General features: G+C 46.0%; 24 protein-coding genes and 1 other RNA gene. 11 read left to right on the top strand and 14 right to left on the bottom strand.

Translation table 11 applies throughout. The annotated features are described in order from the left end of the window. The first annotated feature begins 133 nt into the window (after positions 1 to 133). The 5 genes from Q0224_RS10070 (at position 134) to Q0224_RS10050 (ending at position 4,486) form a co-directional block, all read left to right on the top strand. Positions 134 to 1,447 (top strand): hemolysin family protein, encoded by a 1,314-nt coding sequence (locus tag Q0224_RS10070; RefSeq protein ID WP_297951104.1) that lies wholly within the window; start codon positions 134 to 136, stop codon positions 1,445 to 1,447. A 644-nt stretch (positions 1,448 to 2,091) separates the two neighbouring features. After that, complete coding sequence (locus tag Q0224_RS10065; protein WP_297951044.1) at positions 2,092 to 3,405, top strand: sodium-dependent transporter; 1,314 nt, start codon at positions 2,092 to 2,094, stop codon at positions 3,403 to 3,405. A 124-nt stretch (positions 3,406 to 3,529) separates the two neighbouring features. Next, a complete protein-coding gene (locus Q0224_RS10060) occupies positions 3,530 to 3,793 on the top strand; it encodes a type II toxin-antitoxin system RelB/DinJ family antitoxin (protein ID WP_295152683.1) in 264 nt (87 codons plus the stop codon). 4 nt (positions 3,794 to 3,797) lie between these two features. Beyond that, positions 3,798 to 4,052, top strand: a complete 255-nt coding sequence (locus tag Q0224_RS10055; RefSeq protein ID WP_297951103.1) for a Txe/YoeB family addiction module toxin — start codon at positions 3,798 to 3,800, stop codon at positions 4,050 to 4,052. Between the two features lie 116 nt (positions 4,053 to 4,168). Next, entirely contained in the window at positions 4,169 to 4,486 is a 318-nt protein-coding gene (locus Q0224_RS10050; RefSeq protein WP_297951042.1) for a hypothetical protein, read from the top strand. A gap of 377 nt (positions 4,487 to 4,863) precedes the next feature. Here the strand turns inward: Q0224_RS10050 and Q0224_RS10045 are convergent, their stop codons facing one another. Genes Q0224_RS10045 through Q0224_RS10035 form a run of 3 tightly spaced genes read right to left on the bottom strand, consistent with a single transcriptional unit; the run spans position 4,864 to position 8,605 of the window. After that, on the bottom strand, positions 4,864 to 7,380 hold the full coding sequence (locus tag Q0224_RS10045; protein WP_297951040.1) for a molybdopterin guanine dinucleotide-containing S/N-oxide reductase: 2,517 nt from the start codon (positions 7,378 to 7,380) through the stop codon (positions 4,864 to 4,866). After that, on the bottom strand, positions 7,377 to 7,985 hold the full coding sequence (locus Q0224_RS10040) for a cytochrome C (RefSeq protein ID WP_297951038.1): 609 nt from the start codon (positions 7,983 to 7,985) through the stop codon (positions 7,377 to 7,379). Before Q0224_RS10040 ends, Q0224_RS10045 begins: the two co-directional genes overlap by 4 nt. Positions 7,986 to 8,005: 20 nt before the next feature. Further along, positions 8,006 to 8,605: a disulfide bond formation protein B gene (locus Q0224_RS10035; protein ID WP_297951036.1), complete on the bottom strand. Its 600-nt coding sequence runs from the start codon at positions 8,603 to 8,605 to the stop codon at positions 8,006 to 8,008. Positions 8,606 to 8,983: 378 nt separating this feature from the next. Here Q0224_RS10035 and Q0224_RS10030 point away from each other — a divergent pair, with 378 nt between their 5' ends. After that, the gene (locus tag Q0224_RS10030) at positions 8,984 to 9,418 is read left to right on the top strand and encodes an Imm12 family immunity protein (RefSeq protein WP_297951035.1); all 435 of its coding nucleotides are present in this window, start codon (positions 8,984 to 8,986) and stop codon (positions 9,416 to 9,418) included. A 270-nt stretch (positions 9,419 to 9,688) separates the two neighbouring features. On the opposite strand, the gene hutX is transcribed toward Q0224_RS10030, so the two are convergent. From hutX to Q0224_RS10015, 3 genes are all read right to left on the bottom strand, one after another. Next, positions 9,689 to 10,201: a heme utilization cystosolic carrier protein HutX gene (hutX, locus tag Q0224_RS10025; RefSeq protein ID WP_040304324.1), complete on the bottom strand. Its 513-nt coding sequence runs from the start codon at positions 10,199 to 10,201 to the stop codon at positions 9,689 to 9,691. Between the two features lie 216 nt (positions 10,202 to 10,417). Beyond that, positions 10,418 to 10,861, bottom strand: a complete 444-nt coding sequence (locus tag Q0224_RS10020) for a DUF805 domain-containing protein (protein WP_005872982.1) — start codon at positions 10,859 to 10,861, stop codon at positions 10,418 to 10,420. Between the two features lie 60 nt (positions 10,862 to 10,921). Continuing rightward, the gene (locus tag Q0224_RS10015) at positions 10,922 to 12,400 is read right to left on the bottom strand and encodes an NINE protein (RefSeq protein WP_297951033.1); all 1,479 of its coding nucleotides are present in this window, start codon (positions 12,398 to 12,400) and stop codon (positions 10,922 to 10,924) included. Between the two features lie 89 nt (positions 12,401 to 12,489). Between Q0224_RS10015 and tpx the strand changes: the two genes are divergently transcribed. Next, positions 12,490 to 13,014 (top strand): thiol peroxidase, encoded by a 525-nt coding sequence (gene tpx / locus Q0224_RS10010; RefSeq protein WP_297881845.1) that lies wholly within the window; start codon positions 12,490 to 12,492, stop codon positions 13,012 to 13,014. Positions 13,015 to 13,289: 275 nt separating this feature from the next. On the opposite strand, the gene Q0224_RS10005 is transcribed toward tpx, so the two are convergent. From Q0224_RS10005 to Q0224_RS09995, 3 genes are all read right to left on the bottom strand, one after another. After that, complete coding sequence (locus tag Q0224_RS10005; RefSeq protein ID WP_297951031.1) at positions 13,290 to 14,006, bottom strand: hypothetical protein; 717 nt, start codon at positions 14,004 to 14,006, stop codon at positions 13,290 to 13,292. Between the two features lie 257 nt (positions 14,007 to 14,263). Continuing rightward, positions 14,264 to 16,711 (bottom strand): molybdopterin-dependent oxidoreductase, encoded by a 2,448-nt coding sequence (locus Q0224_RS10000; protein ID WP_297951029.1) that lies wholly within the window; start codon positions 16,709 to 16,711, stop codon positions 14,264 to 14,266. A gap of 13 nt (positions 16,712 to 16,724) precedes the next feature. Then, entirely contained in the window at positions 16,725 to 17,291 is a 567-nt protein-coding gene (locus Q0224_RS09995) for a hypothetical protein (protein WP_297951026.1), read from the bottom strand. A 127-nt stretch (positions 17,292 to 17,418) separates the two neighbouring features. Between Q0224_RS09995 and Q0224_RS09990 the strand changes: the two genes are divergently transcribed. Further along, positions 17,419 to 18,000 (top strand): Crp/Fnr family transcriptional regulator, encoded by a 582-nt coding sequence (locus Q0224_RS09990; RefSeq protein WP_297951024.1) that lies wholly within the window; start codon positions 17,419 to 17,421, stop codon positions 17,998 to 18,000. A 141-nt stretch (positions 18,001 to 18,141) separates the two neighbouring features. Here the strand turns inward: Q0224_RS09990 and Q0224_RS09985 are convergent, their stop codons facing one another. Together Q0224_RS09985 and Q0224_RS09980 are read right to left on the bottom strand one after the other, a co-directional pair. Then, positions 18,142 to 18,549, bottom strand: coding sequence for a DUF805 domain-containing protein (locus Q0224_RS09985; protein ID WP_297951023.1), 408 nt, complete (start codon positions 18,547 to 18,549; stop codon positions 18,142 to 18,144). Between the two features lie 298 nt (positions 18,550 to 18,847). Next, a complete protein-coding gene (locus Q0224_RS09980) occupies positions 18,848 to 19,876 on the bottom strand; it encodes a hypothetical protein (RefSeq protein ID WP_297951021.1) in 1,029 nt (342 codons plus the stop codon). A gap of 97 nt (positions 19,877 to 19,973) precedes the next feature. Here Q0224_RS09980 and Q0224_RS09975 point away from each other — a divergent pair, with 97 nt between their 5' ends. Continuing rightward, positions 19,974 to 20,777 carry a transporter substrate-binding domain-containing protein gene (locus Q0224_RS09975; RefSeq protein ID WP_297951019.1) on the top strand — a complete coding sequence of 268 codons (804 nt, stop codon included), beginning with the start codon at positions 19,974 to 19,976 and terminating at the stop codon, positions 20,775 to 20,777. A gap of 225 nt (positions 20,778 to 21,002) precedes the next feature. Continuing rightward, positions 21,003 to 21,815 carry a transporter substrate-binding domain-containing protein gene (locus Q0224_RS09970; protein ID WP_297951018.1) on the top strand — a complete coding sequence of 271 codons (813 nt, stop codon included), beginning with the start codon at positions 21,003 to 21,005 and terminating at the stop codon, positions 21,813 to 21,815. A 449-nt stretch (positions 21,816 to 22,264) separates the two neighbouring features. Here the strand turns inward: Q0224_RS09970 and Q0224_RS09965 are convergent, their stop codons facing one another. From Q0224_RS09965 to Q0224_RS09955, 3 genes are all read right to left on the bottom strand, one after another. Then, complete coding sequence (locus tag Q0224_RS09965) at positions 22,265 to 22,852, bottom strand: HAD-IB family hydrolase (protein WP_297896884.1); 588 nt, start codon at positions 22,850 to 22,852, stop codon at positions 22,265 to 22,267. A gap of 111 nt (positions 22,853 to 22,963) precedes the next feature. Further along, positions 22,964 to 24,766 carry a translational GTPase TypA gene (gene typA, locus Q0224_RS09960; RefSeq protein ID WP_297951016.1) on the bottom strand — a complete coding sequence of 601 codons (1,803 nt, stop codon included), beginning with the start codon at positions 24,764 to 24,766 and terminating at the stop codon, positions 22,964 to 22,966. 64 nt (positions 24,767 to 24,830) lie between these two features. After that, positions 24,831 to 25,250, bottom strand: a complete 420-nt coding sequence (locus tag Q0224_RS09955) for a hypothetical protein (protein WP_297901478.1) — start codon at positions 25,248 to 25,250, stop codon at positions 24,831 to 24,833. Positions 25,251 to 25,297: 47 nt separating this feature from the next. Between Q0224_RS09955 and ffs the strand changes: the two genes are divergently transcribed. Further along, positions 25,298 to 25,395: signal recognition particle sRNA small type (ffs, locus tag Q0224_RS09950), an RNA gene on the top strand. Position 25,396 lies beyond the last annotated feature (1 nt).

The raw sequence follows: 25,396 nt of genomic DNA, 5'->3' as shown, positions 1-25,396 counted from the left end.
CGTAAAATTCTACGCACGGGCGCGAGGCATTTTCCACGCCTTTTGGATTTTAAAGCGTTTTTAGATATAATCATAAATATTTATTTTTAAATTTCAAAGGATAAGAAATTTGGACACGGACAGTTCGGTTTTAATGTTAGTTTTAGCTTTTGTATTCATCTTTATGAATGCTTTTTTCGTTCTTTCGGAATTCTCAATCGTCAAAGTAAGAAAGTCTCGCCTCGAAGAGCTTATCAAGGATAAAATTCCAAACGCAAAGCTCGCTTTTAAAATTTCAAACTCCCTAGACACCTATCTCAGCGCCACTCAGCTAGGCATTACGATAAGCTCGCTCGCCCTCGGCTGGATCGGTGAGCCCGCGGTATCAAGACTGATCGAGCTGCCACTAAGATCCATCGGCATAGGCGGCGGAGCGGCGGCGCATACGATCGCCTTCGTCATATCTTTTACGCTCGTTACGCTATTTCATGTCGTACTCGGCGAGCTAGTGCCAAAATCCATCGCTATTGCTAAAACCGAGAAGATCGTGCTTTTTATCTCTAGACCGCTTCATATTTTTTGGATTATGTTTTTTCCGATCATCAAGGCGTTTGACTTCATCGCCGCCGTCTCGCTTAAAATCATCGGCGTAAAGCCCGCTAAAGAGAGCGAGCTCGCGCTTTCTGACGAGGAGATCAAAATCATCGCGAGCGAGAGCCTAAAAGGTGGTGTGCTCGATAGCCTAGAGACCGAGATCATCAAAAACGCCGTCGATTTCAGCGACACGGTCGCCAAAGAGATAATGACGCCGAGGCGCGATCTCATATGCCTAAATAAGCAAAAAAGCTACGATGAAAACTACGCAACCGTATTGCAGTCGAAATTTACGCGCTTCCCATATATCGACGGCAGCAAGGACAATGTCCTAGGCCTCATCCACATCCGCGACATCATCCAGCAAAAGGGAGATAAAAGCTTCGATAAGATCGTGCGCAAGCTCATCATCGTGCCTGAAAACAGCCCGATCTCTAAAATTTTACCGATGATGAATAAGCAGCGCATTTTTGCCGCGCTCGTCATCGACGAATACGGCGGCACGGCGGGATTTTTGACGATGGAAGATATAATAGAAGAAATTTTTGGCGACATCAACGATGAACACGACGCGAATGCACAAAATTTTAAATGTATCGACGAGAACACCTTTGAGTTTAGAGGCCGCTTCGAGATCGAAGGCGTCGAGGAGGTGATGGGCATCGACTTCGACGAGGAGACCGAGCAGCTAACGATTGGCGGCTACGTCTTTAACCTCTTCGGCAGCCTACCTGAAATCGGCGATAAAATAAGCGATGAAAACTGCGATTACGAGGTACTGCGAATGGATGGCACAAGAGTTTCGCTCGTAAAAGCGATCAAAAAAGTAGTCGCGCAACCGCAAGAAAACGAAGAAGCGGAGAAAAATAACTAAGCCAAAGTGCGGGTTAATAAAATTCCACTTTGCAATGCTGCGCGCCGTAAATTTTAAGCGCGCTGCCACTTGCGACGCTCTCAATCCCCATATAGGGCAAAAATTTATTTGCCGCTCCCGTATAGATGCCCTAATAGCGGGTAGAGGAATTCCCACCGCCCTTCAGAGCGTCATAAAAGTGCTATTTATAAGCGCGCTGCAAACGAAAGGCGAAATTCTACCGCGAAAATTCTGCCAGAGCGGCGCCAGATAAAATTTCTTGATAAGCCTGTTTTCAAATTTTGCGAGATCGTAGATTTTAAAAATTTCAAAATTTCGCGGAATTTTAAAATTTCAATTGATCTAAATTTCTCGGCTAACTTAAATATCAAGCCCTGCTACAAGCCTGGGCTAAGCGGATTTTAAAGCCAAAGTCTAAACGTAAAATTCTAAAATTATTAAAGATAAAATTTTGCCGCGTAGTATCGCAGAATTAACTCTATCGATTTTAATCGTAAAATTTCACCAATCTTACTTTAAAACTTCGCAATTTTAAATTCTAAAAATTCCTCAGTAATCAAGTTGGCACGCCTTAAAATTCCGCATAAATAAATCTTAAATTCCTTTTTGCTACCATAACGAAAATTTTTCACACGGATGGCTTTATGACAAAACACAAATTCTCATCGCGTTGGGCCTTTATCATCGCTTGCGTGGGCTCTGCTGTAGGTATGGCAAATGTCTGGGGCTTCCCTTACAAACTCGGCACGAACGGCGGCGGCGCATTCTTGATAATCTACGTTTTTTTCGTAGCGCTGTTTTCATACGTAGGCCTAAGCGCCGAATACGCGATCGGTCGCCGCGCCAAAACAGGCACGCTAGGCTCATACGAATACGCGTGGAAAAGCCGCGGACTTGGCGCTATCGGTAAGGTTATCGGCTGGCTACCGCTTGCCGGTTCGATGTGTATCGCAGTGGGCTATGCCGTCATCATCGCCTACGTTCTAAAAGCGCTAGTTCAAGCCATAGACGGCTCGCTAATGAGCGAAAATACCGATACGTGGTTCAACTCTTTTGCCCTGACGCCCTACTCCGTGGTGCCTTATCACTGCATAATCGTCGCAGGTACGTTGCTGACGCTGTTTTTCGGCGCCAAAAGCATCGAAAAAACGAATAAAATTATGATGCCGTTATTTTTCGTGCTATTTGCAATTTTGGCAATTAGGGTCGCGACACTGCAAGGCGCTGCGGGCGGATATGCGTTTCTTTTCGGCGCCGATTTTACTAAGCTAGCAGATCCGATGGTTTGGATTTCTGCGATGGGACAGGCGTTTTTCTCGCTATCGATTACAGGCTCAGGGATGATCGTTTATGGCGCGTATCTATCCAAGGACGAAGACATCGTATCTGCGGCGAAAAATACCGCGCTATTTGACACGCTAGCTGCGATGGTAGCTGCGCTAGTGATGATCCCTGCAGTATTTGCTTACGGAATGGATCCTGCGGCGGGGCCTAAGCTACTTTTCGTAACTCTGCCTAAAATTTTGCAAGATATGGCAGGCGGTAGAATTTTTGCAGTGATTTTATTTACCGCCGTGATTTTTGGTGGAATTTCATCGCTTCAAAATATGTTCGAAGTAGTCGCCGAATCGCTAATGCATAAGTTTCCAAGGCTAAGCCGCGCCTTCACGCTTGCGCTATTGTGCGCGATCTGCCTTGGTGCGGGTCTTGGTATGGAAGCGATAAGCTCATGGGGTCCGTGGATGGATTTCGTATCGATTTATATCATTCCGATCGGAGCAGTAATCGGCGCGATATCGTGGTTTTGGGTGATTAAGCGTAATGAAATTTTAGATGAGATCAATCTAGGCGCAGAGAGGGTTCACGGCAAGCTCTGGTATGACATCGGACGCTTTGTCTATGTCCCGCTGGCGCTACTTTTATGTATAATCGCGCTTAGTATGCATATTTCGTTTTGAATTAAAATCTTGCTAGATTTAGAATTAATAGTGTTCTCTCGTAATGGAATTTTAGCAAAGCATATTTATAAATCATTGCATTATCCATATAAATAATGTATAATGCAGTCAAAAAGGAGACAATATGACGCGATCTATAAACGTAAATTTTAGAATGGATGCCGAGCTTAAAAAAGGGTTGGAGGAAGTATGCTCTGAAATGGGGCTAAATTTAACTACTGCTTTTACAATATTTGCTAAAAAAGTATTGCAAGAACGCAAAATTCCTTTCGAGCTGACGGCAGATCCCTTTTACAGCCACGAAAATTTATCTCATCTTAAGCGCTCTTTTGACGAATTAAAGGAAAATAGCGGGATTGAGCACGATTTGTTAGAAGCGGACCAATGAAAAAATCTGGTCGCAAGAAGCTTGGAAGGATTATCTGTATTGGCAGGAAAATGATAAAAATATCCTAAAGCGCATAAATAAGTTAATCCTAGATATAGAGCGTAACGGCTACGATTGTATAGGCAAACCCGAAGCGCTAAAGGGCAATTTATCGGGGCTTTATAGTGTTAGAATAGATGGAAAAAATCGGCTCGTATTTAGAATATCTAATGGTGCCATAGAAATAGCTCAGTGTAAAACTCACTATGGAGATAAGTAAAATACGCACAAAAGCATCAATATCAAAGCGGTAGTATTTGTCCCAAAATAAAAACTTTCACACCCAAAAAAAGGCGTGGAATTTTAAAATTTTATCTTATTTTATGGCTTAAAATTTTGAAATTCAGTCTGGATTTAAGACAGCAAATTTCGAAATTTTGCCTTTGGCTGTTAAAAAGAAATTTCGTCGTTAAATTTAACAACAGAAATTTCTTTTTAGTAAATGCGGTATCTGCAAAAGAGTATCATGAGCTGCTGCAATATTTCAAGGCGCTAAACGTAAAAATAGAAGATCAGACCGACTTTATACCGCAGGCTCAAAACAGCGGCTATTTCACCGATAAAAATGAAATTTACAGCGACGATTTTAGCGATACGCAAATTCCGAAGAAAAATTTTAAATGGAAGCTTAGGCGGTTTTTTAGTTTGGATTGAAATTTTAGTCCAAACGGCAAGCCGTTAAATTTCACCAGCAAATAGGGCAGAGTGGGGCGGCGAGGCAAATATTACTTGCTGTTATCTCCAGCCTGCCACAGCTCAAAGTTACGATAAATCAAATCAACTCAGTCATCACTGCAAGCGCAAGGCTATAAAATTTAAATCAGCTCCGCGACCTATCGTTGAAGTCGCGAGGCTGTAGCAAGCAAATTGGTCCCAATACACAGCCGGAATATATAAAGCAGCGGTAAGTCGAAATCGATATGCCTCGCCGTAGCAAAACCACGGCGAGTTTGGCTAAAGCCCGTAGAGGATTGGCGTATCTAGTCCAAGCCAGCAATGAGCCAGTCTTAAAACACAAACCGCCCCAATCCTTACTTCGCCCCTTTAGGCGGCATAAATGCGGTTAGTTTAATATCCTCGCCCGCCTTATGTTTATAAAGCTCGATATTTACTAGCGCCGTGTGGGAGATGTTGCCGTTGGCAAGCTCGCTCGTAGGAAGATCGATCGTAAGCACGTTCGGATTTCCGTTTTTGCAAAGCCCCTCGGCGTTAGGATCATACCACGCACCTTCGAAGATCTGCACCACGCCGCGCATTATGTCGCCGCTTACGTTGGCTCCCGCCAAAATTTCGCCGCGAGCGTTAAACACGCGCACCAGATCGCCCTGCTTAATGCCGAGCTCCTTAGCGTCCTCGGTATTTATTAGCACAGGCTCGCGATCCGCGACGGCGTATCTCTTGCGATTTGAGGTGTTGCTCTGCTGTGAATGCAAGCGATCAAGCGGATGCAGACTAAGCAGGTGAAATTTCGCAGGTTTATCCTTCATCCCGAGCCACTCGACGGGCTCGAACCACATCGGATGCGCGCCGCAGTCTTTGTAGTTCATTGCGGCGATCGTATCGGAGTAAATTTCAATTAATCCGCTAGGCGTTCCCAAAGCCTCCAAAACGGGATCATTTCTAAAATCCTCAAAGCTCACGTACGCAGCACTCTCAGGCGTTTCGTAAAATTCCGTCGGCTCGTTTTTCTCCCACCACTGCTCAAAGCTCGGCATCTGTATTCCTAAAGCGGTGTTTGCATTCACGGCGCTAGCTGCTCCTTCGTAAAATTCTTTGATCCAATCCATCTCCGTTTTGCCGCCGTCCGTATAAACCTCGGCAAGCCCGTCCGCGTAAGCCTTGCAAAGGTCGGTAAAAATTTGATAATCGTCCTTCGCGCCGTGCTGCTTGGCGACGACCTGCTTCATCGGGATGATATGCATATTGGAGTAGTCTCCGCTCATCGTGATGTCGTTGCGCTCATACTCCGTCGTGGTCGGGAACACGATGTCTGCCATCTTCGCAGTCGGCGTCCAGTAAATTTCATTTACTACGATGGTGCGCGGCTTGCGCCAAGCCTTGATGTTGGTGTTGGTATCTTGATGGTGTACGATAGGATTTCCGCCGACCCAGTAGATGAAATCGATCTGCGGATAGGTGATCTTTTTGCCATTCGCGTCGATCGTCTTGCCAGGATTTAACAGCGCGTCCGCGATGCGAGCTAGAGGGAAGGCAACCTTCGCCGTATTTACCAGCCACGCTTGAGTTGCTTCGCCGCCTTGCTTCTGATCCTGCGCAAGCCCTAAAAATTTGCCGTCCTTAACGACGCCGACGCTTGCCGCGTTCATTCCGCCGATTACGCCGCCCGCGCAGGTAGGCGCGCCGCCGTTAGCGTAGTGGTAGCTAAAGCCGAAGCCGCCTCCTGCAAGTCCGATCTGCCCTAGCATCGCGCACAAAGTCACGATCATCCAGTGCGCCTGCTCGCCGTGATGAGCGCGCTGGATACCCCAACCGGCCATTATCATCGTGCGGTTCTCGTAAAATTTTATCGCAAGCTCTTTGATCACGTCCGCGCTAATGCCGCAAATTTCGCTAGCCCACTCCGGCGTCTTGGCTACGCCGTCGCTCTGCCCCGTGAGGTACGGCACGAATTTTTCAAAGCCCACGGTGTAGCTTTGTAAAAATTCCTTATCGTACTTGCCCTGCGAATAGAGGTGCTGCGCCATGCCTAGCATCATCGCTACGTCGGTGTTCGGGCGAGGGGTGATCCATCGCGCCTTGCCCTCAAAATACTTGCCGCTTACGGTTTTAATCGGATCGATGATGATGATCTCTTTGTCGCTGTTTTTTAGCTGTTCGAAATACTTAAATCCCTGCTCGTCCGAGCTCGTCCATGCCACGCGAAGCGTAGAGATCGGATTGAGCCCCCAAAAGACCACTACTTTGGAGTTTTCAAGCACCACCGGCCACGAGGTTTGCTGCTCATAGACCTGATTTGAGCCCGTTACGTGCGGCATTATGACCTGTGCCGCACCCGTGGAGTAATCGCCCGTGACGCCCGCAAAGCCGCCGCTTAAGTTCATAAATCTATGAAGTAGCGTCCTTGAGACATGCACGTTGCCCGTACTCTGCCAGCCGTAGCTGCCCGCAAACACTGAGTCCGCGCCCTTTTGCTCGCGCGTCTTTTTAAGCTCGCGCGCGACGAGCTTGATCGCGTCTTCATATTTTACTTCGACCCATTCGTCAAGCCCTCGAAGCTCGGGCTTTGGATTATCGGGATCGGCGAGATAGGATTTTCGCACCATCGGCGCTTTGATGCGCGTGTTATAAACGAGATCCGCCATCGTATTTTGAAGAGTATTTGGAATTTTAGAGGTGATCTTCCACGGCGCAGACCTTACGATCTTTCCGTTTTTGACGCTCGCTTTTAAAATTCCCCATCGCGCCGCGGTTAAAATTTCGCCGTTTTTCTTAAGCGCGGTAAGTTTATCCGCCGCGAGCATCGAGCTTGGGATGAGCGGAAGCGCCGAAACCGCCGCGCCGAGCTTTAAAAAATTTCGTCTTTTCATTTCATATCCTTTAAATTTACGTCCTTGGAGTGCTTTTGCAGATACTGCACCACCGTCCAGCTCTCATCCTTGCTAATAGGCGTGCGCGAAAGCATCGATTTGATGTAGCCCGGCCATCTGTTGGCTTCATAGCTGACGGGCTGGTGCAGAGCGTGACAGACGCTACACGAGGCTTCGAATTTCTCCTTCGCTCCCGCGAAAATTTTATCCACGTCGCCGCTTAGCGCGCCCTCGTCGGTGTAGGCGGTTATTTTAACTTTATTAAAGCCATCCTCTTCGCCCAAACTCTCGCTTTGAAATTTAGCCTGCTTCGAAAACGCCACCGCGATTATGCGCGCTTTAGGCGTGAAATAAATAACGTTGGGCGCCTTTGGATTTTGATAGCCGGTGAGCGAAAATTTCACTACTCCGTCCTTAACCTCCAAAACCTCTATGGCGTTTGTGGGCAGCAGCCTGCCGTCCTTGTGCGACAAATCGCCGCTTACGCTTACCTGCTTTAACACCGTGCCGTAAAGCGTCTCGCCCGCCTTAACCTCGGCGCCAGCGTAGCTTGCGATCACAGCCGTAAGAGCCGCCGCAGCCGCAATAGAATTTAAAAACTTCATGCTTATCCTTTCTTAAAATTTTAAAAACTTCTCGTAAATCTGCCGTATAAAAAGCTCGCAAACATCACGGCCAAAACAGCCGCGAATGCCGCAAACGCTACCTGCGCGCACTGCACCGCGTCTGCAAATTTAATGCTCGGCACCAGATAAAATCCCTCGCCGTAAAATCCGCCGAAAAAGCTCTGCACATCGCTAAGCGCGGTGCCCGCGGGAAAGGACGGGGTACCCGTGCAGCTTGCGGGGCGAAATAGCTCCGGTAGCAGGCTATCAAGCGGCGCTGCAAAAGGGAAAGCGGGTACCGCGAGGCAATTTGCTGCATCTGCGGCGGGGTGCGGCGCGGAGCTCTGTAAATAGCCGTATATCGCGCCTGCAAAGCCGAGCAGGTAAGCAATGAGCCTTGCTATGAAGCTAAAGGACATCAGCAAGCCGATGAGCGCGCCTACGCCCGCTACGGCAAAGCCCAGACGCACGAGGGTGCTCATCTGCGTAGGCGACATAAAAAGGCAGCGCTGAAAGAAAAAATATGATGCCGCAAGATATCCTGCGCTTATCACAAAGAGCCAAAACCACGGCGTGGCAGTATTTTGCCACGCGTAAATCTTTAAGATCAATCTATTCAAGATCTCCTCCATCTTATAAAATTCTTAAGAATACTTTCTAATCTTAAGATTTAAATTTATGAGGGAATTATAGCAGTAAAAGATAAAAATTTAGGTCCGTATTGCCCTAAATATCGGAGTTTTATGAGCTTTAAGCTTCACGTATAAGATTTCAATTTTAAAATTTGACGCTCCTTGCGTGGCGGCGGAAAGTTTTTGAGATATGAAATTAAAATGATAGATTTTATAAAATTTTATCTTTATTCGGCTCTGTTTTGATAAAAAATATGCCGATTTTAAAACCCTCGAAACTCCGATGCTCGATAAATATTATGAAGATGATATAATGAGCCGAAATTTTGAAGAATATCACTTTATAATTTAAGGGCGGGGCGCTATATGAAATTTAACATAAATGCCGTTATCGGCGGGGTGGACGATGTGCCGATCTATATGTCGGATATTATAAGGGCGGTAAGGCAAGAGATTAAAAGTATTTTTAGCGATTTTAAAATACGCTCGCTGCAAAAGATCGATATTTGCCTTTGTTTGAGCGGAGAAGTATCGAGTTATTTTCCCAAATCTGGAATTTATCAGCCGAAATATTATTTTAAAAGCAAAAAAATTATCGCGTATATTCATTTTAGCTCGGATGAGTGGAGCTCCGACAAAAAGGCGAACGTAGATAAATTTTTAGAAAAGTTCAAGCAATATCTTATAGAGCTCGGAGATATTACCGGGCGGAAGATTGCGAATAATAATTTAGAGTTTGACGATAAGCAGTACAAAGACAATATAAATAAAATTTTTGAAAATTTAGTAGTAAATTGTTGAGAGAAAATTTGAAAGGGCTATCCATTTGAGGCGGCAAAATTCCGCTTCAGATAAGGCAGACGCTAGCCCGGGCTAGTGAAATTCCAAACGCCCTTAAGACACGAAATAGCGACGAGGTGAGTTTGGAATTTCATCATCAACGATAATTTAAAATTTTGCCCGAAAGCTTATTGGCTAGCTTAAAGCGCCTTGGTTGGCGCCCCGTAGAGCTTTAAAGCTCAAGCAGGCTATGCGCAGGCAGCGGGGGCAAGGACGATTTTAAGCGAGGCGCTAAATCGCGGCTTTTAGCGCTTCAAATTTCGCGTCTTGCTCGGCTAGCAGCTGTCCTTTCTCGTCGCGCGAGACGTAAATTTTAAAGATATTCTCGCCCGCTTTGTCGTAAAAGCCCACGAATTTCGAGAGCATCCCCATAAAAGTCTGCGTCACGAGGATAATCTTATCGATCTCATCCGTCTTTAGATGACCCCCCAAAATGCCCAGCCCATGCGCCTCATCGCCGTTTGCGCCCATGCCGAAATTATAATATCCCTGCGCGCTCTTGCCGCTTGGGATCTTAGTTTTAAACTCGATGATGAAGCTCGGCGTATTTTTTACGAAAAGCACCTCGCCCCAACTCTCAAGCTCCCTAATGACCTCGCCGAATTTATCGCCGCCCGCGCTCTTTCCGAAGCGCTCGGGCAGGTTTAGCAGTACGTCGATCTCCTTGGCGCCGAGCTCTTTGCAGATCTGCGCGATCGAAATTTTAGGGTTTTGCGCGAACAGCGCCTCGATTCTCTCTTTCATTTTCATCCTTTCTAAAATAAAATTTTGAGCGTCATTATAATATAAAAATTCTAAGTTACAGATAATGGCAATCAATTAAAGAGGATTTGAAAAGCTTATTCTAAGAAAAATTTAGCGCTACAAAGTGCTTATGCATAGAATTTTAAGTGATAATACAAAGAATTTTATCTGCACGGAATTTTAGAATTCTAAAATTCCGCAAAGTTTAGAGCTTTATCATAGCGGATCGTATCCGAAGCGATTGGACCCGCTATCGCCACGCTGCACGAAAAATACAAGCAGCACTATCCAACCCACAAATGATACCAAAAGCCCGATATCGCCGAAAAAAGCACCCACGATCGGCGTTAAAATAAGCAGAAAAAACCAGCCGCTTCTATCGGTGTCATGTAGTCGCCTGACCGATACAGCAATGGCTGGCACGAGCATAGCTAGCTGAAAAAGCGCATCTATAATGCCGATTTCTTGATGGACGATTTTGCCGGCTATTATTTGATTATACCCTATCGTAGTGCCTAAAACGCCATCTATCAAGCTCAAAACAATCCCGCCAAGCACGGTAAATAGAAAAAACCACCAGTACTCCGACCTCGATGCTCGCCCGCTAAATGCGGCGTATTTTTGCTTTACGCAAGTTTGCACAGACTCCATAAAAGTCATTTAAAACTCCTTTTTTAAAATAATATAGGATTATACTAATCGCCCCTTAAATTTAAATACCTAAAACTCCCGTCCGTTCATCTGCTTTACGTGATGCGCCAGATGCACTAGGCCGTAGCCGCCTTTTGAGGCAGTAACCTCCCTAGTGCCATAAACCGCCGAAACATTTAGAACTACCGAAGCTAACCACCCTATGGCAAATACTAAGGCAAAAAGCTGCGAGTCAAGCGCTATCAAGACTAGAGTTACTATCTCCGTAGCTGCAATAACATAAAACGCTCTTAGATAGTTTTTCTCTCCGCTACAATCATAAAGCTCTTTACTAACTAGCAGCTGATAGATCAGATATACCGCTGTGCATACGCAAGAAATGCTTATCATAAAAACTGATGGTTTAAACAATTCAAATCCTACAAATATAGTGCTTACTGCGCTTATAGCCGAGGAAACCCCGACTAGCACGGCGTTTGATAGCAGATCCGTGCTGCGTATTGCCCGCGCTAAAAAATATAACCCTACAGCTAGGCATATCATAGATATAAGTCCGACGCCCTCCAACGCACCCACTTTATCTATATTCTTGATATATCTGCCTACCGCATTTAACGCCTCAAGCCCAAACGCTATGTAAAGGGTAGTTTTGGCAGTAGATAGATTTTCGCTCTGCTCTTTAGCGTCATCCGCATAAACATACAGGATTGCTCCCGCGCCTACGGATACATTTAGCTTTCGCACCATATCAGGCAACCTAAAAAAGTCGCTAATAAGCCAGATTAAAAACAAAACATTAGGCACCGAAAAAATAACCATAAAATGAAAAAAGCCCTGTTCTATATCCTTTAGGTCTGATGCTTGCACGCCCAAATCCGGACGAGATGAGTTTACAAGCGCCAACAGCTCGTTACCTTCTATACTCGTCCACATGACAGCAACCACTACTAAAAAAAGCCAGATGAGAAATGGCAGCCCGCCTAAAAGCTGAAAAATCGCGGAGATTATACGCCCAAGATAAAATCTATGCGCACCGAAAGGCCCTAGGAACATATAAAATACGTAGGCTTTATTTAGATCGTAAACCTTAGCTGAGCTTTGTGTAGAGCTAATTCTATCGGAATTTGAGGAAGCTGAATTTTGCCAAGTGGAATTTTGCTCCACAAAATTCTGCGAGTTCGCAGCATTTTCGGTAGAATTCAAACTTTTAGCGTTAGAATCTTGCTCGCTAGAGCCTGTAGCGGCAGAATCTCGCAAAATAGAATTTTCTTCATCTAGGCCTTGAGCTGCAAAAGCTAAATTTTGCTCCGCAGAATTCTGTGGAGTAAAATTTTGCCTTATGGAAGTGGAATTTTGCTCTATAGAATTCTGAGCCGCAGAATTTTGCTCGCTAGTATCATCCGCCGCAAGTTCTTCTTGCGCTAAATCTAAATTCTCAGATTGCTCCTGTGGTTTCTCATCCAGGGGCTTTTTTTCTTCGCCGCTTTTACGTCTTATACTGGCTAGCGATGCAGGATTGCTGCTGCTGCCCCAAATATCTTCGCCCATCTGCTCTCCTTGATTTTTAAAGCAATTTTACCTGAAATTTAAGGAATTTTTGTATATTCGCCGCTACAAATTCAAAACAAAGGACAAAAATGTCAAAAGTAACATTTCAAGGAAAGCCTGTAGAGCTAAGCGGGCAAGAGATAAATCTAGGCGATCGCGCGCCGCAAGTGCGCTTAGTAGCTCAAGATCTAAGCGAAATTGAGATCGCTAGCGGCAAGCACGTGCAAATCATCGTCGCTGTGCCATCGCTAGATACGCCCGTCTGCGCGACGGAGGCACGTAAGTTCAACGAGCGCGCCGCATCGCTTCCTAACACTGAAGTAATCGTCGTTTCGATGGATTTACCGTTTGCGATGGGGAGGTTTTGTACGACTGAGGGGATCAAAAATCTACGCGTTGCAAGCGATTTCCGCGATAAGGAATTTTGCCGCCGCTACGGCACCCTCATCGCCAGCGGCGCATTAGCAGGTCTCAGTGCCAGAGCAATCTTCGTCATAGATACCGCAGGCGTTGTGGTTTATAAAGAGCTCGTAAGCGACATAGCCTCTGAGCCCGACTACGACGCAGCCCTAGATTTTGCAGAGCTCGTCGCTCGCAACAGCTGCTCTAACTGAGCAAGATAACAGATCCAAGGTTTGGATAATTTTCGCCTCGCTTTAGTTCACTACTTTAAGCAAATTCGCCCTACTGCAAGTAAAAAACGAAGTAGGGCGCTTAAAATCCACTTCAATTTTACATTTTGATTTTACGCTTTAATTTTCGCTCCAGCGTACGCAAAGCTATTAACGCACTGCGATATCAAGCGAACGAGCACGAAATTTAATAGGATCGCCTGCTGCTAAATTTTAAATTTAGCAGCAGCGGGAGTTGAAATTTTAAATTTGCTCGCTTAGTCACTCCGCGCGATAAATTCGCTAAAAGAGATCTCCCGCGCGTAAAATTTAACTCCGAGTGAGGCAAGTTTGTCTTGTAGCGCTAGCGCTGACTCCTCTATGCCGCTAAATACGCAAAGCGGCAAATTTTGCGCCCTCTCTTTGGTCACTGCAAAGCTTTCGTCGTCAAAAAATTTCTTTAAAAACACGAGCGTTTTTACCTTATCGGCACCCAAGTCCAGGGTAAAAACGCTGGAATATTTATATTTGGGCTCCTCGCGCACTTCGTCTTCCCGCGCGTAGTCGTCCGCCAGCTCGCGGTAAAATTCGTTGTTTAAATCAGTAAGCGGCGCGATCGCTTCAAGCGAGCAAGGCGCTTTAAGCGCGACAAGTGCGGTTAAAATTGCTTCAAATTTAACGATATCGTCCGCGACCTTTATCGGCTCCCACGAGCCCGCGCCGTGATAGGCAAAATACACCGGCGAGGCGTCCCCGAGGGCAAAATCCACGAAAAACGGATCGTCCATGCCGTTACGCGCGATGACCCGCCAGCTCTTTCGCCACTGCCCTGGTGCGTCGTCTGCTAGCTCCTCGCCAGTTTTGCGGCTAGCGAGCCTATATCCGTCCTGAAAACTCTCAAACTCGCCCTCATCGGGATAGAAAAACGGCAGCAAAATGGACTCTGAAACGATGCGTTTGCGGATAAAATTTCGGATCAAATTCGGGATTTGCATGGCGCGACCTTTGGGTTAAATTTGAGCGAATTTTAGCAGAGTTTTTAACCTGAGCAAAATTTACATTCAAATTTGACGCACACAAAAGAAGCAAATTGTGCTCAAATTTTCACCAAATTTGAGCACAAAAAGACAAGCGGAAGTATCGCGAGATGATTTTGAGAGTTGTGCAGAAATTTTAAGTCAAGGCTAGACAAGTAGTCTGCCGCAGACTTAAAATTTCAAATCTCTCTCAAAAGCACTCGCGAGACGACGCGCTACAAAGATTGTAGGATTTTAGGTTTAGAAAACGCCGTTATAGGTTTAATCTCCCCTTTAAATTTCTCAATCTGCGCTAGCACGGTGTGAGCCGAGTTGCTTTGCGCGAGACTTGACGTGCCTTTATCGAACGTAAGCACGTTTACGCAGCCGTGCTGGCAGAGGCTCTTCTCGCCCCAAACCTCGGGATCGTACCACGCGCCCTCGCAGATCGCTGCGACGCGCTCGGGCACGATGTCGGTAACGAGTACGCCTGCCAAAATTTCGCCGCGGTCATTGAAAACGCGCACGATGTCGCCGTTCGCAAGCCCGCGAGCTTCGGCGTCTTTTGGATTTATCAGCACCGGCTCTCTGCCGCTAACCTCGGCGAAATTTCTGATGATCGAGTTGTTTAGCTGGCTGTGCAGGCGGTAGCGAGAGTGCGGGCTTACGATGTGGATCGGATACTTCGCCGTCTTTTTCGCATCGCCTAGCCACTCCTTAGGCTCGATCCAAGTAGGCATCGGCGGGCAGTCGGCATAGCCCATCTTAGCGATTACGGGCGAGTAAAGCTCGATCTTGCCAGACGGCGTGCCGAGGCGGTTTTTGGCGGGATTTTCGCGGAATGCCGCAAGGCGCGTATATAGCGCGCTGCTCTCGTCGTCCTTTTCAAAGCGCACGAAGCCTTTGTCGTAAAATTCTTCGAAGCTAGGCATCGTTATATTTAGGCCTTTGGCTTGCTCTACGGCATCGGCGTAGAATTCTTTCATCCAGCCTAACTCGTCCTTGCCCTCGCTAAAGACCTCACCGTATCCCCAGCGCTTGCAGATCTGCTCGCAGATCCAAAAGTCGCTCTTGCTCTCGCCCATCGGCTCGATTGCAGGTCTGTAAGCGACTATATATTCGCCCGTAGCGCCCGTTTGGTTGATGTCGTTGCGCTCGACCTCGATCGCGACGGGAAGCACGATGTCGCTAAGTTTTGCGGTGCTCGTCCAGTACGGCTCGGCGGTGATGACGGTGTCAAATTTGCGCCACTGCCTCACAATATTATTCACGTCCTGATGGCGCGTAAACATCGATCCGCACGCCATATATGCGACTCTCATATGCGGCAGCTTGATCTTGGTGCCGTCATAATCGATCTGCTTGCCCGGATGCTCCAGCGCCTCTATGCTGCGAGAGGATGGGATGGTGATGTTTTTCGCGTTTTTCCAAGGCGCAGAGCCCGTGTTTTCGTATTTTTCATCTATGCGTGTGCTAAGTCCCTTTAAAATCGGAGCCACTTTATTCGTAGCGCCCGCAGAGCCGTAGCCCAGGCTAAATTCAAAGCCGAGACCCTCCTTGCCGATATACCCCAGCATCGCATTAAGCGCCACTAGCGCCCAGAAAGGCTGCTCGCCGTGATCTGCGCGCTGCAAACCGCGACCGATCAGGATCGTGCTCGGCTCCTTTGCAAGCGCCGTAGCAAATTTCGCAATAGCCTCCTCGCTAAGCCCGCAAATTTTGCTCGCCCAAGCTGCGTCCTTTACGATTTTATCGCTCTCGCCTAGAAAATACGCTTTAAATTTATTAAATCCGACTGTGTATTTTTTGATAAATTCCTCATCGTAGAGATTGTTCGTAAACAGATAATGGCACATACCGATGATGAGCGCGGTGTCGGTGTTCGGGCGCACAATGATATCTTCGCTGCCAAAGTAGCGCGCGGTGTCGTTTCTCATTACGTTTACGCTATAAGTTTTGATGCCCGATTTCTTAAGCTCTTGCATGCCGATATAACCGTCGTGCGTAGGCGGAATGGATGAAATTTGATTGGTTACCACAGGATCGGTGCCCCAAAATACGACGTTTTTGGCGTTTTTGACGATCGCTTTCCACGTAGTAGGCGCGTCGTAAACGGCGCTTGAGCCAAGCACGTGAGGCATGATGACGAGCCCCGCGCCGGTGGAGTAATCGCCGCTTTCCTCTACGTAGCCGCCTAAAATTTTAAGCATTCGGTGCGCTACGGTGCGTCCCCAGCCGATCTTGCCGCTACCGCCCCACCAGTAGCACTCGCCGTAGATCGCCTCGGCGCCGTATTTGTCGAAATTTTCTTTCAAAGCCTTTGCGGCTAGATCAAGGGCCGTGTCCCAGCTAACGCGCACGAACTCCTCTTTGCCGCGCAGTTCGCTCTTTGCCGCGCCTTTAGCCTTTAGATAGCTTTTGCGCACCATCGGATAGAGCACGCGGTTTTCGTTCTGCACGGAATCGGGCAAGCTGTAATTCATCGTGTTTGGAAATTTATCGCCCTCGAATTCGCTTACCGAAACGATCTGCGACGAGTTTAAATTTAGCCAAAAAGGGCCGAATCTATTCGCGCCGAATACCTTTTTGTTATCAAAAATCGTCTGTGTAACCCCCTCGATCCTGCTAGCGCTTGCCGCGCTTGCGCCTAAAATCCCTGCCTTTAAAAAGTCTCGCCTTTTCATCTGATCTCATTTATCATTCAGGTTTTTTTGCGTTGTGTTGTAGGTATTTTATGATCAAATTTAGCTCGTCGCCCTCGAGCGCTACGTAGTTTGCATTGATCATCTCTTGCAAATTTGCAGGCCACTGATTTGCCGTGAAGCTCTTTGGCTCATGCAAGCGGTGACACGCCGAGCAGATCTGCTCGTAGTTCGTCTTTGCCTCCGCATAAAGCGCCTTAGCGTCCTTAGCTACGGCATCCGAACTGATCTCGTAAATCCCCTCCGCCTCATACCAAATCTCGCCGTAATCGTCCTCGAGCTTTTTGCCCTTTTTAAAATTTGCTTCGGCTTCGTTCGTAAAAATCGCGTAAATTTCAGCCTCTTTCATATTTTTTTGGATTTGAAGCTGATAGTTTTCGCTCACGACGCCTTTAATTTTAATCTTGGTAACGCCGCCATCGCTGGATATCACCTCGATCGGCGTTAAAATTTCAGCCTCGCCGATTGCTTTGCCGTCTTGCGAGATCGTAGCGGTTTTAGAGATTACCTCGCCGCCAAAAAGCGAACACGCACAGATAAATGAGATAAAAATTTTCCTCATAAAGTATCCTTTCTAGGTTATCTTTAACGCGAATTATAAATCAAAGATAAATTTAAATTTGTCGCGATTGCGACGAATTTATCCTTTTTATGTAAAATTTACGTGAAATTTTATGCAAAGAGCTGCTATGATAGATAGACTAAATAACGATTACAGCGAGAAATTCGACTTTTTAAGCAGGGAGCGGATTGCTAAATTTAGACGCGAAAGCTACGCTCACGGCGACGTGATCTACGCGCAAAAGTTTAAATTTATCATTCTGCTACGTGGCAGGGCGAAGCTAAATTGCTACGAAAACGGTAAGGAATTTATCTTTAGCTTCGTAAGAAGCGGCGCCTACGTCTGCTTGGATAAAAACACGAGCCTTGAAATTTTAAGCGACTGCGAGACGCTGCAGATCAACATCTCGGAGCTTTTCGAGTTGCTCGGAGACGAGTTTGCAAGCTCGATCATAAACGCACTTATCAAAAATATCTACTCGCAGCGGATTTTAATTAAAGAGATCGTCTTTGCGAAAATCCAGACGCGGATTTTAAATTTCTTAAATCGCATCGCAAACGCAGACAAGATCGTGGAGCTTCCCTTTAATATAATGACGCTTGCAAGCCTACTCGGCGCGCCTCGCCAAAATGTCTCTCAAGCGATTACGAAGCTAGTAAACGACAAAAAAATAGTGAAATTAAAAGGCAATAGGATTAAAATTTTGTAGTTTGAATCTCGCGGCGAATCTAAATTTAAATATAAAAGGCTATTTTGAGCAAAACCGCCTAGTAAAAAGGGCTAAAACCAAAATGGAATTAGCTCTAAATTTAGCTTATTTGCAAAGCTTATGTGTGCTACAAAGCTACGTTTAAAAAATCGAGCCTCTGCTTGCGGGTCGCAACAGATCGTCTCCAAAGCGGTTGCCTCCGTTAGTGCCTTGCTGGATAAAAAACACTATCAATACTACCGGGCCTATTATCGGGACAAAAATTAATAGATAAAACCAGCCACTTCTATCGGTATCGTGCAGACGCCTTACCGCTACGGCAATAGAAGGTAAAAGTATTGCCAATAAAAAGATTGAGTTAATGAAACCGATCATTCTACCAGAACTCGTAACGGCATAGGTGCCTAAAAAGCCATCCAATACTAACGTTACGATTACTAAAAGTGCCGCAAATAATTCAAACCACCAGTACTCTGAACGTGGTGCACGCCCCTCAAAATTGCAATAATTCTCTTTGAGACAAGTGCGAACAGATTCTATAAAAGTCATCTCAAACTCCTTTTTAAAAAATAGGGTAAATTATATAACAATGGCACTTAAATTTGTCCTTTATATTGATTAAATTTTAAAATTTACCTTCGCCGCCGCGCTGTCTGGCAAATAAATTAAAATTTATCTTGAATAGACTTAATAGCGAGCTGTTTGATAAGCGGAGGAGAGTAGATTAGGCGGAACAAATTTTGCTTTTTCGCTCGCGTTAAATGACAAAGTAGGGCGGCTGCGGCTGGCGCAATTGTAATAGCGATTTTATCCGCTTGCCACGCCGTAGCTGCTCAAATTTTAAAATTTACTTCTCTTTGCGGCTTAAAATTTTAGAAATTTTTGCAGCGTCGTAAGTTTTTGCCTGCACTTTTAGAAACTCGCAAAGCCCCTTCTGCTTGCAAAGGCCGCGAGAGAGCAAAAACTCCGCCGTCATCTCGTCATCCAGCACCACAGCTACTTTGATAAGCGTTTCGATCTCCTTTTTATCGATGCTTGCAAAGCTTTGGAATTTTAAAATTTCGTCCAAATAGCATAATCTCCCATCGCGGAATTCTTTAAATTTGGTGCCCGCGGCAAACTCCCTCGCAGCAAGCGGCAGCGCCTCTTTATATCCGAGAATGGAAACGTTATTGTCGCTTAAAAATATTAATTCGCTGCCCGCAACCGAGCCGACCACATCTTTCGTATCTCGCGCGCCGTTTGCAATCAAAAACTTAAATGCCTCGAAATTATCGTTTGCCGCGGCATCTCGCAGCAGCCCGCTAGCCTTGACGTCCGCGCCGTTTCGCACCAAAAGCTCTAAAAGCCGCATCGCATCGGCTTTATCAAAATGGTAAAGCTTCGCTATCTCGCTGCTAAATTTCGAGCCGAAAAAGATCGCGAGCTTTAGCGGCGAGAAATAACCGCCGTCTCCGCCGTAATTGAGATTTGGTTTAAATTTAAGGATTTTTTCTATCCGCTCGAAGTCAAATTTTGAATTTCGCAGCACCTTTGGATTAAAAATGAAAGCGGTGAAAATTCTATCTTTAAACTCCCCGAAATCCTCGTCGATCCTGCCCCTGTTTTGCGCCGCGAATTCCAAAAGCGCGTCCAAGCCCGCATCTATCTGCGCATCGCTAGCATTTTCATCGTAAAAAATTTCAAAATTTGGCTGCGGCAAATTTGACGCCACCTGCTGCGTAGTAGAAGCCGCCGCATCCTCTTTAGCGGCGCCGAAAGCGCAGCCCACAAGTAAAAGCCACAAAAAGATAAAATTTTTCATATTGCCCTCGCTTAAATTTTGCACGATTATATCAAATCTAAGGCTAAATTTAATGGCGCCTTGAAATTTCATAAAAAGCAAATGACAAATAAATTTAGCCTAAAAAAGCGCCTTTTGATCTTAATTTCGCTAGAATTAGCCATAAATAACCTAAACAAAGGAGCAGCAAATGAAACTACTTTTTACTTTGATCTTGCTTTGTGCGGGGCTTTTTGCAAACACGCTGCAAGAGATCAGAAATAGCGGCGTCATTAGAGTAGGCGTCAGAGACGGCAGACCGCCTTTTAGCGAGATTAGCGGTGGTAAATTTGAAGGCTTTGAGATCGAGCTTGCCAATGCGATCGCAAAGGCGATTTTCGGTGCCAAACAAGGCGAAGTGCAGTTCGTCTCTCTAAGCGCCGCCGATCGCGTTTCGTATCTAGTCAATAATAAAGTCGATATGGTCGTAGCTACCTTTGTCATCGATTCGGCGCGTAAAAATCACGTGGACTTCTCGATGCCGTATTTTTCGACCAATCTCGGCGTACTAACTCGCAAAGCAGACGCCATCAAAGATATATCGCGTTTGCGCGATATGAGGCTCGTAACTGAAGAGGGCACGACCGTAGATAATTACCTCAAAAAAGAGAAATTTAGCAATGTAAGCTACTGCAAAAGCACAAGTGAATGCTACGCGATGATCCGAGACGGCAAAGCCGACGGATACATCAACCTTAATATCACGGTGCTAGCCTACGCCGTCGTGGACGATACGCTCGAAGTACCGTTTCAAAACTTCGGTAAGCCCGATTTCATCGGTATTGGCGTGCAAAAAGGAAATAAGGAGCTACTTGATTTTATCAACGCAGAGCTTGTAAAACTAAGCAAAGAGGGCTTTTTCAAAAAGGCTTATCAGGACACTTTCGAGCCTTTTTACCGCGGTACGGCGGATAAAAAATACTTCCTTTTAGATGGAATTTATGACTTGCTATAAAAGCGAGCTAGGAATCAAAATATAAAATTTATCGCAGGTAGCTTGTATAACTAAAATCTTGGGATTTAAAATTTTTCAAATTCATTAAATTTTAAATCCCCGATTCGCCCCTAAATTTCAAACTTGCATACGCGCGGTGATTAAATTTTAAACCGCTTGAATTTATTTTCTCTAAAATATATAGTGCTATAATTATTCCGAAAACTAAAAAGTAGGGGGCTTTTTATGAGATTACTTTTTATTTTAGCCTTATTTTGCGCTAGCATTTTTGCAAATACATTAGATGAAATCAGGCAGGCAGGGATCATCAGAGTGGGCGTACGCGAAGGTCGTCCGCCGCTAAGCGAGTCTAATAACGGCAAGTTTGAGGGCTTTGAAATCGAGCTTGCTAGCTCAATCGCCAAAGATATTTTCGGCGATAAAAAGGGCGAAGTGCAGTTCGTAGCCGTAACCGCAGGCGAGAGAATCCCGTTTTTGAAAAATAACAAGGTCGATATGGTTATCGGCACCTTTATGATTACGCAAGAGCGTAAGAAGCAGGTGGATTTCTCACTACCGTATCTATCGGTAAATTTTGGCATTGTAACGCGTAAAGAGGATCAAGTGAAAGACTTCGCACAGGTTCGTGATATGAGAATTTCAATCGAAAAAAATCCCAACGGCTCGATGACCGAGCGCTATCTACGCAAAGAGAAATTTAGCAATTTAGTTTACTGCAAAAATACCTCCGAGTGCTATGCGATGATAAAGGACGGCAGAGCCGACGGTTACGCCAATGACAACATCATCGTCCTAGCCTATGCTGTCGTGGACGATACGCTCGAAGTGCCGTTTAAAAACCTAGGCGCGGCGGAATTCTTAGGCGTCGGCGTGCAAAAAGGCAATCAAAGCCTGCTTGATTTCATCAATGCCGATCTAATCAAGCTAAGCAAAGAGGGCTTTTTCAAAAAGGCTTATGAGGACACTTTCGAGCCGTTTTATCGCGGCACGGCGGATAAAAAATACTTCCTGCTAGACGGAATTTATAATATGCTTTAGACCTTAGAATTCTAAGGCGCGGGATTTTTAAATTTTAAAATTCCGCTTCGCACGCGGCGAGTGGAATTCCGCGATCTGCAAATTTTGGAATTTTAGTAAGCGAGAAATTCCGCAAAATTTCAAAATTTAAAATTTTATCTCACGCTCGGTTTAAAAACATCTATTCCATTCGGAGCAAAATTTCACGCTATGATAGAATTTTAAAATTTTATGCATGACGGAATTTTAGAATTTTACCCGCACCGAGAATTTTAAAATCCCATTCTGCAACATAATTTCGTAGTTCAGGGCTTTTGCACTGCGATAAAATATAAAAATTTATCATGCGGTGTAATTCCACAGATAAGCGCGATAAATTTAAAAGGATAAAATTCTGCGTGAGCTAAATTATGACTCACGGCAAAAGCGCAGTCGCCGCAGATGCTATTTTAAGCTTTCAGCGTTAAATTTTACTCAAACGCCTTGTAGTGCGCCTCGTCGGCGAATTCTAACATCTCGCGATCGCCCCTGCTGTCGCCGTAAGCGATGACACGATCGAAAGCCTGCACGTCGTATGCTGCGCGCACGCGAGCGACCTTTTGCGCGCCGTAGCAGTTCTGCCCCTCGATCTCGCCCGTGATGATGCCTCCTTTGCGCCGTATTTTGGTGCCTAAAAGCTCCAAGCCCTGCGCATCGCACCACGGACGCAGCCAGTCTTCGAGCGAGGCGGTGACGATGACAACCCTATCGCCCGCGGCTTTATAGCTTGCGATCTTATCCATCGCGCTTTGTTTTAGGATATCTTCGATGTGAGTGGTGGAGTATTTTTTGCAAATTTTATCGAATTTATCGGCGCTCATACCCGCAAAAAAGTAGCCTAGAAGCTTTCTGCGCGTAAAATTATTGCTCGCAAGGCCTAGCTTATATGCCGCTAAAATGGGCGATAGCACCAAAATCCCGCGAAAAAATTTCTTAAATCCGACTACGTAGGCGACGAACTCGAGCAGGGAATCATCGCGCGTGATCGTGCCGTCAAAGTCGAATAAAACAAGATTCATTGCCTCTCCTAGCAAAATTTTAGAAGCGTAAATTTTAAAATTTGCCTATAAAAAAGGCGTGAAATTTAAAGCTAAATTTCACGCCGAATTTTAAAATTTCATTTTGAAATTCTATTTTTTAGCCATTCGTCTGCGCGTCGTAGGGTCCAGGTATCGCTTGCGCACGCGGATATTTACTGGCGTAACCTCCACAAGCTCGTCCTCCTCGATCCACTCCAGCGCACGCTCTAAATTTAGCGCACGAGGCGGCACGAGCTTGATCGCATCGTCGCTACCGCTCGCGCGGACGTTGGTTAAATTTTTACCCTTGATCGGATTGACGTCCAGATCATTCGGACGGCTGTGCTCGCCGATAATCATGCCTAGATATACCTTCGCCTGCGGAGCAATAAAAAGCACGCCGCGATCTTGCAGGTTCCACAGGCTGTATCCTAGCGCCACTCCGTTTTCCATACTCACGAGCGCGCCGTTTTGTCGCTTTTCGACCGCGCCGATGAAGGGGCGGAATTCCAAAAAGCTATGGTTCATTACGCCTTCGCCGCGAGTATCGGTCAAAAACTGCGAGCGAAAGCCAATAAGACCGCGCGCCGGGATCTCAAACTCCATACGCGTCTGCCCATCGCCGGTAGGATTCATCACCTTCATCTCGGCCTTTTTGCGACCGAGCTTTTCGATGACAGTGCCGGTGCAATCATCGGGCGCGTCGATAACTAAGTGCTCGAAAGGCTCGCATTTGATGCCGTCGATCTCTTTGATGATAACTTCCGGGCGCCCGAGGCAGAACTCAAAGCCCTCGCGGCGCATATTCTCAGCCAAAATCGTGATCTGCAGCTCGCCGCGACCGCTTACTTTAAATTTTCCCTCGCCCACGTTTTCATAACGCATCGCGATGTTGGTTTTCATCTCCGCTTCCAAGCGCTCATCGATCTTATTTGAGGTTACGAATTTACCCTCCGTGCCCGCTAGCGGTCCGTCATTTACGCTAAAAATTACGCTAAGGGTCGGCTCTTCGATATGCAGCGCATCAAGCGGGATCGGATTATTGGGATCGACGATGCTATCGCCTACGTCAAGCGCGTCAAATCCCGCAATCGCCACGATGTCGCCCGTGCCCGCCGCGTCGATATCGGTGCGCTCAAGCCCGTTAAAACCGATCAGCTTTGAAATTCTACCGTTGATGTGCGTACCGTCGGCTTTGGCTAGCATAACGCTTTGGTTTTTGTTTATCGTGCCGTTGAAAATTCTAGCGATGCCGATCTTGCCCACGTAGTTGTCGTAATCGAGCGTGAAAACCTGTAGCTGAAGCGGATTATCGTCGCTACCGCTCGGAGTAGGGACGTGAGAGATAATCGTCTCAAAAAGCGGCTTCATATCGGCGCTTTCATCGTTTAGATCGTATTTTGCATAGCCGTTTTTAGCCGCGGCATAGATAACTGGAAACTCCAGCTGCTCGTCGTTTGCATCAAGCGCTACGAAAAGATCGAAAATTTCATTTACCACGCGGTCTGGATCGGCTGCGGGCTTGTCGATTTTGTTTACGACTACAATAGGTCTGAGCCCTAAAGATAGTGCCTTTTTTACGACAAATTTTGTCTGCGGCATGACGCCTTCTTGCGCATCGACGAGTAAAAGTACGCCGTCGACCATCTTTAGTACGCGCTCGACCTCGCCGCCGAAATCGGCGTGACCTGGGGTGTCGATGATATTGATTTTAACGCCGCCGTAGTGGATGGCGGTATTTTTGGATAGGATCGTAATGCCGCGCTCGCGCTCGATGTCGTTGCTGTCCATCACGCGCTCGCCGACTTCTTGGTGATTACCAAAGGTGCCGGACTGTTTTAAAAGCTCATCTACGATAGTGGTCTTGCCGTGATCAACGTGCGCGATAACCGCAATATTTCTGATATTTTCCAAATTTTTCTCCGTTTGCTATTTTAAAGGCTGACGATTATACTAAAAAAATTCTTAAGATAAAAATTTACGAGTACTCTTTGACTTCACAGACAAAAAACTCATAAACGCGCTGTTGGATCAGCGCATCCTCGTCATCATCTCCGATCAGACGGCGCAGATGCGAAAAATCAATCTTTTTGATATATTTTTTGTTGTTTTTGATATCTCTGTCGATCTCTTTTAGAAGCGAGTCTAAATTTAAACTTTTATAGGTTTTCGCCTTTAAGATATACTCTTTTACGATGGAAACAAGCACGCCGATGCGCTGCTCGTCGCCCGGATAAATTTCGCCCGCTATATCTTTGATCACGTCGTAGTCCTCGTCGGTCTGCTTCTTTTTGGCAAGTAGCATTGCAGCAAAAATTTTAGCTCTAAATTCGATAGAGCGATGATGAGGGATAAAGACCTCGCGAAATACGGATAGAAGATGATTTTTGAAATTCATTTATAACCTTACTTTAAGAAACATTTCCATATAATCCCGTTTGCCCTTTCTTAGACCTGTGCAATGCTTTTTTTAGGCACCGCTTCAGGGTAGGAATACAGCAGAGCACTTAGATCTCGCATGTGCCGCAGCCATCTGGGAAGGGG

The sequence above is a fragment of the uncultured Campylobacter sp. genome, from assembly GCF_938002845.1.
Taxonomy (GTDB): domain Bacteria; phylum Campylobacterota; class Campylobacteria; order Campylobacterales; family Campylobacteraceae; genus Campylobacter_B.
Note: the sequence above shows the minus strand (reverse complement) of the source record. Positions and strands in the feature narration are given on the sequence as shown.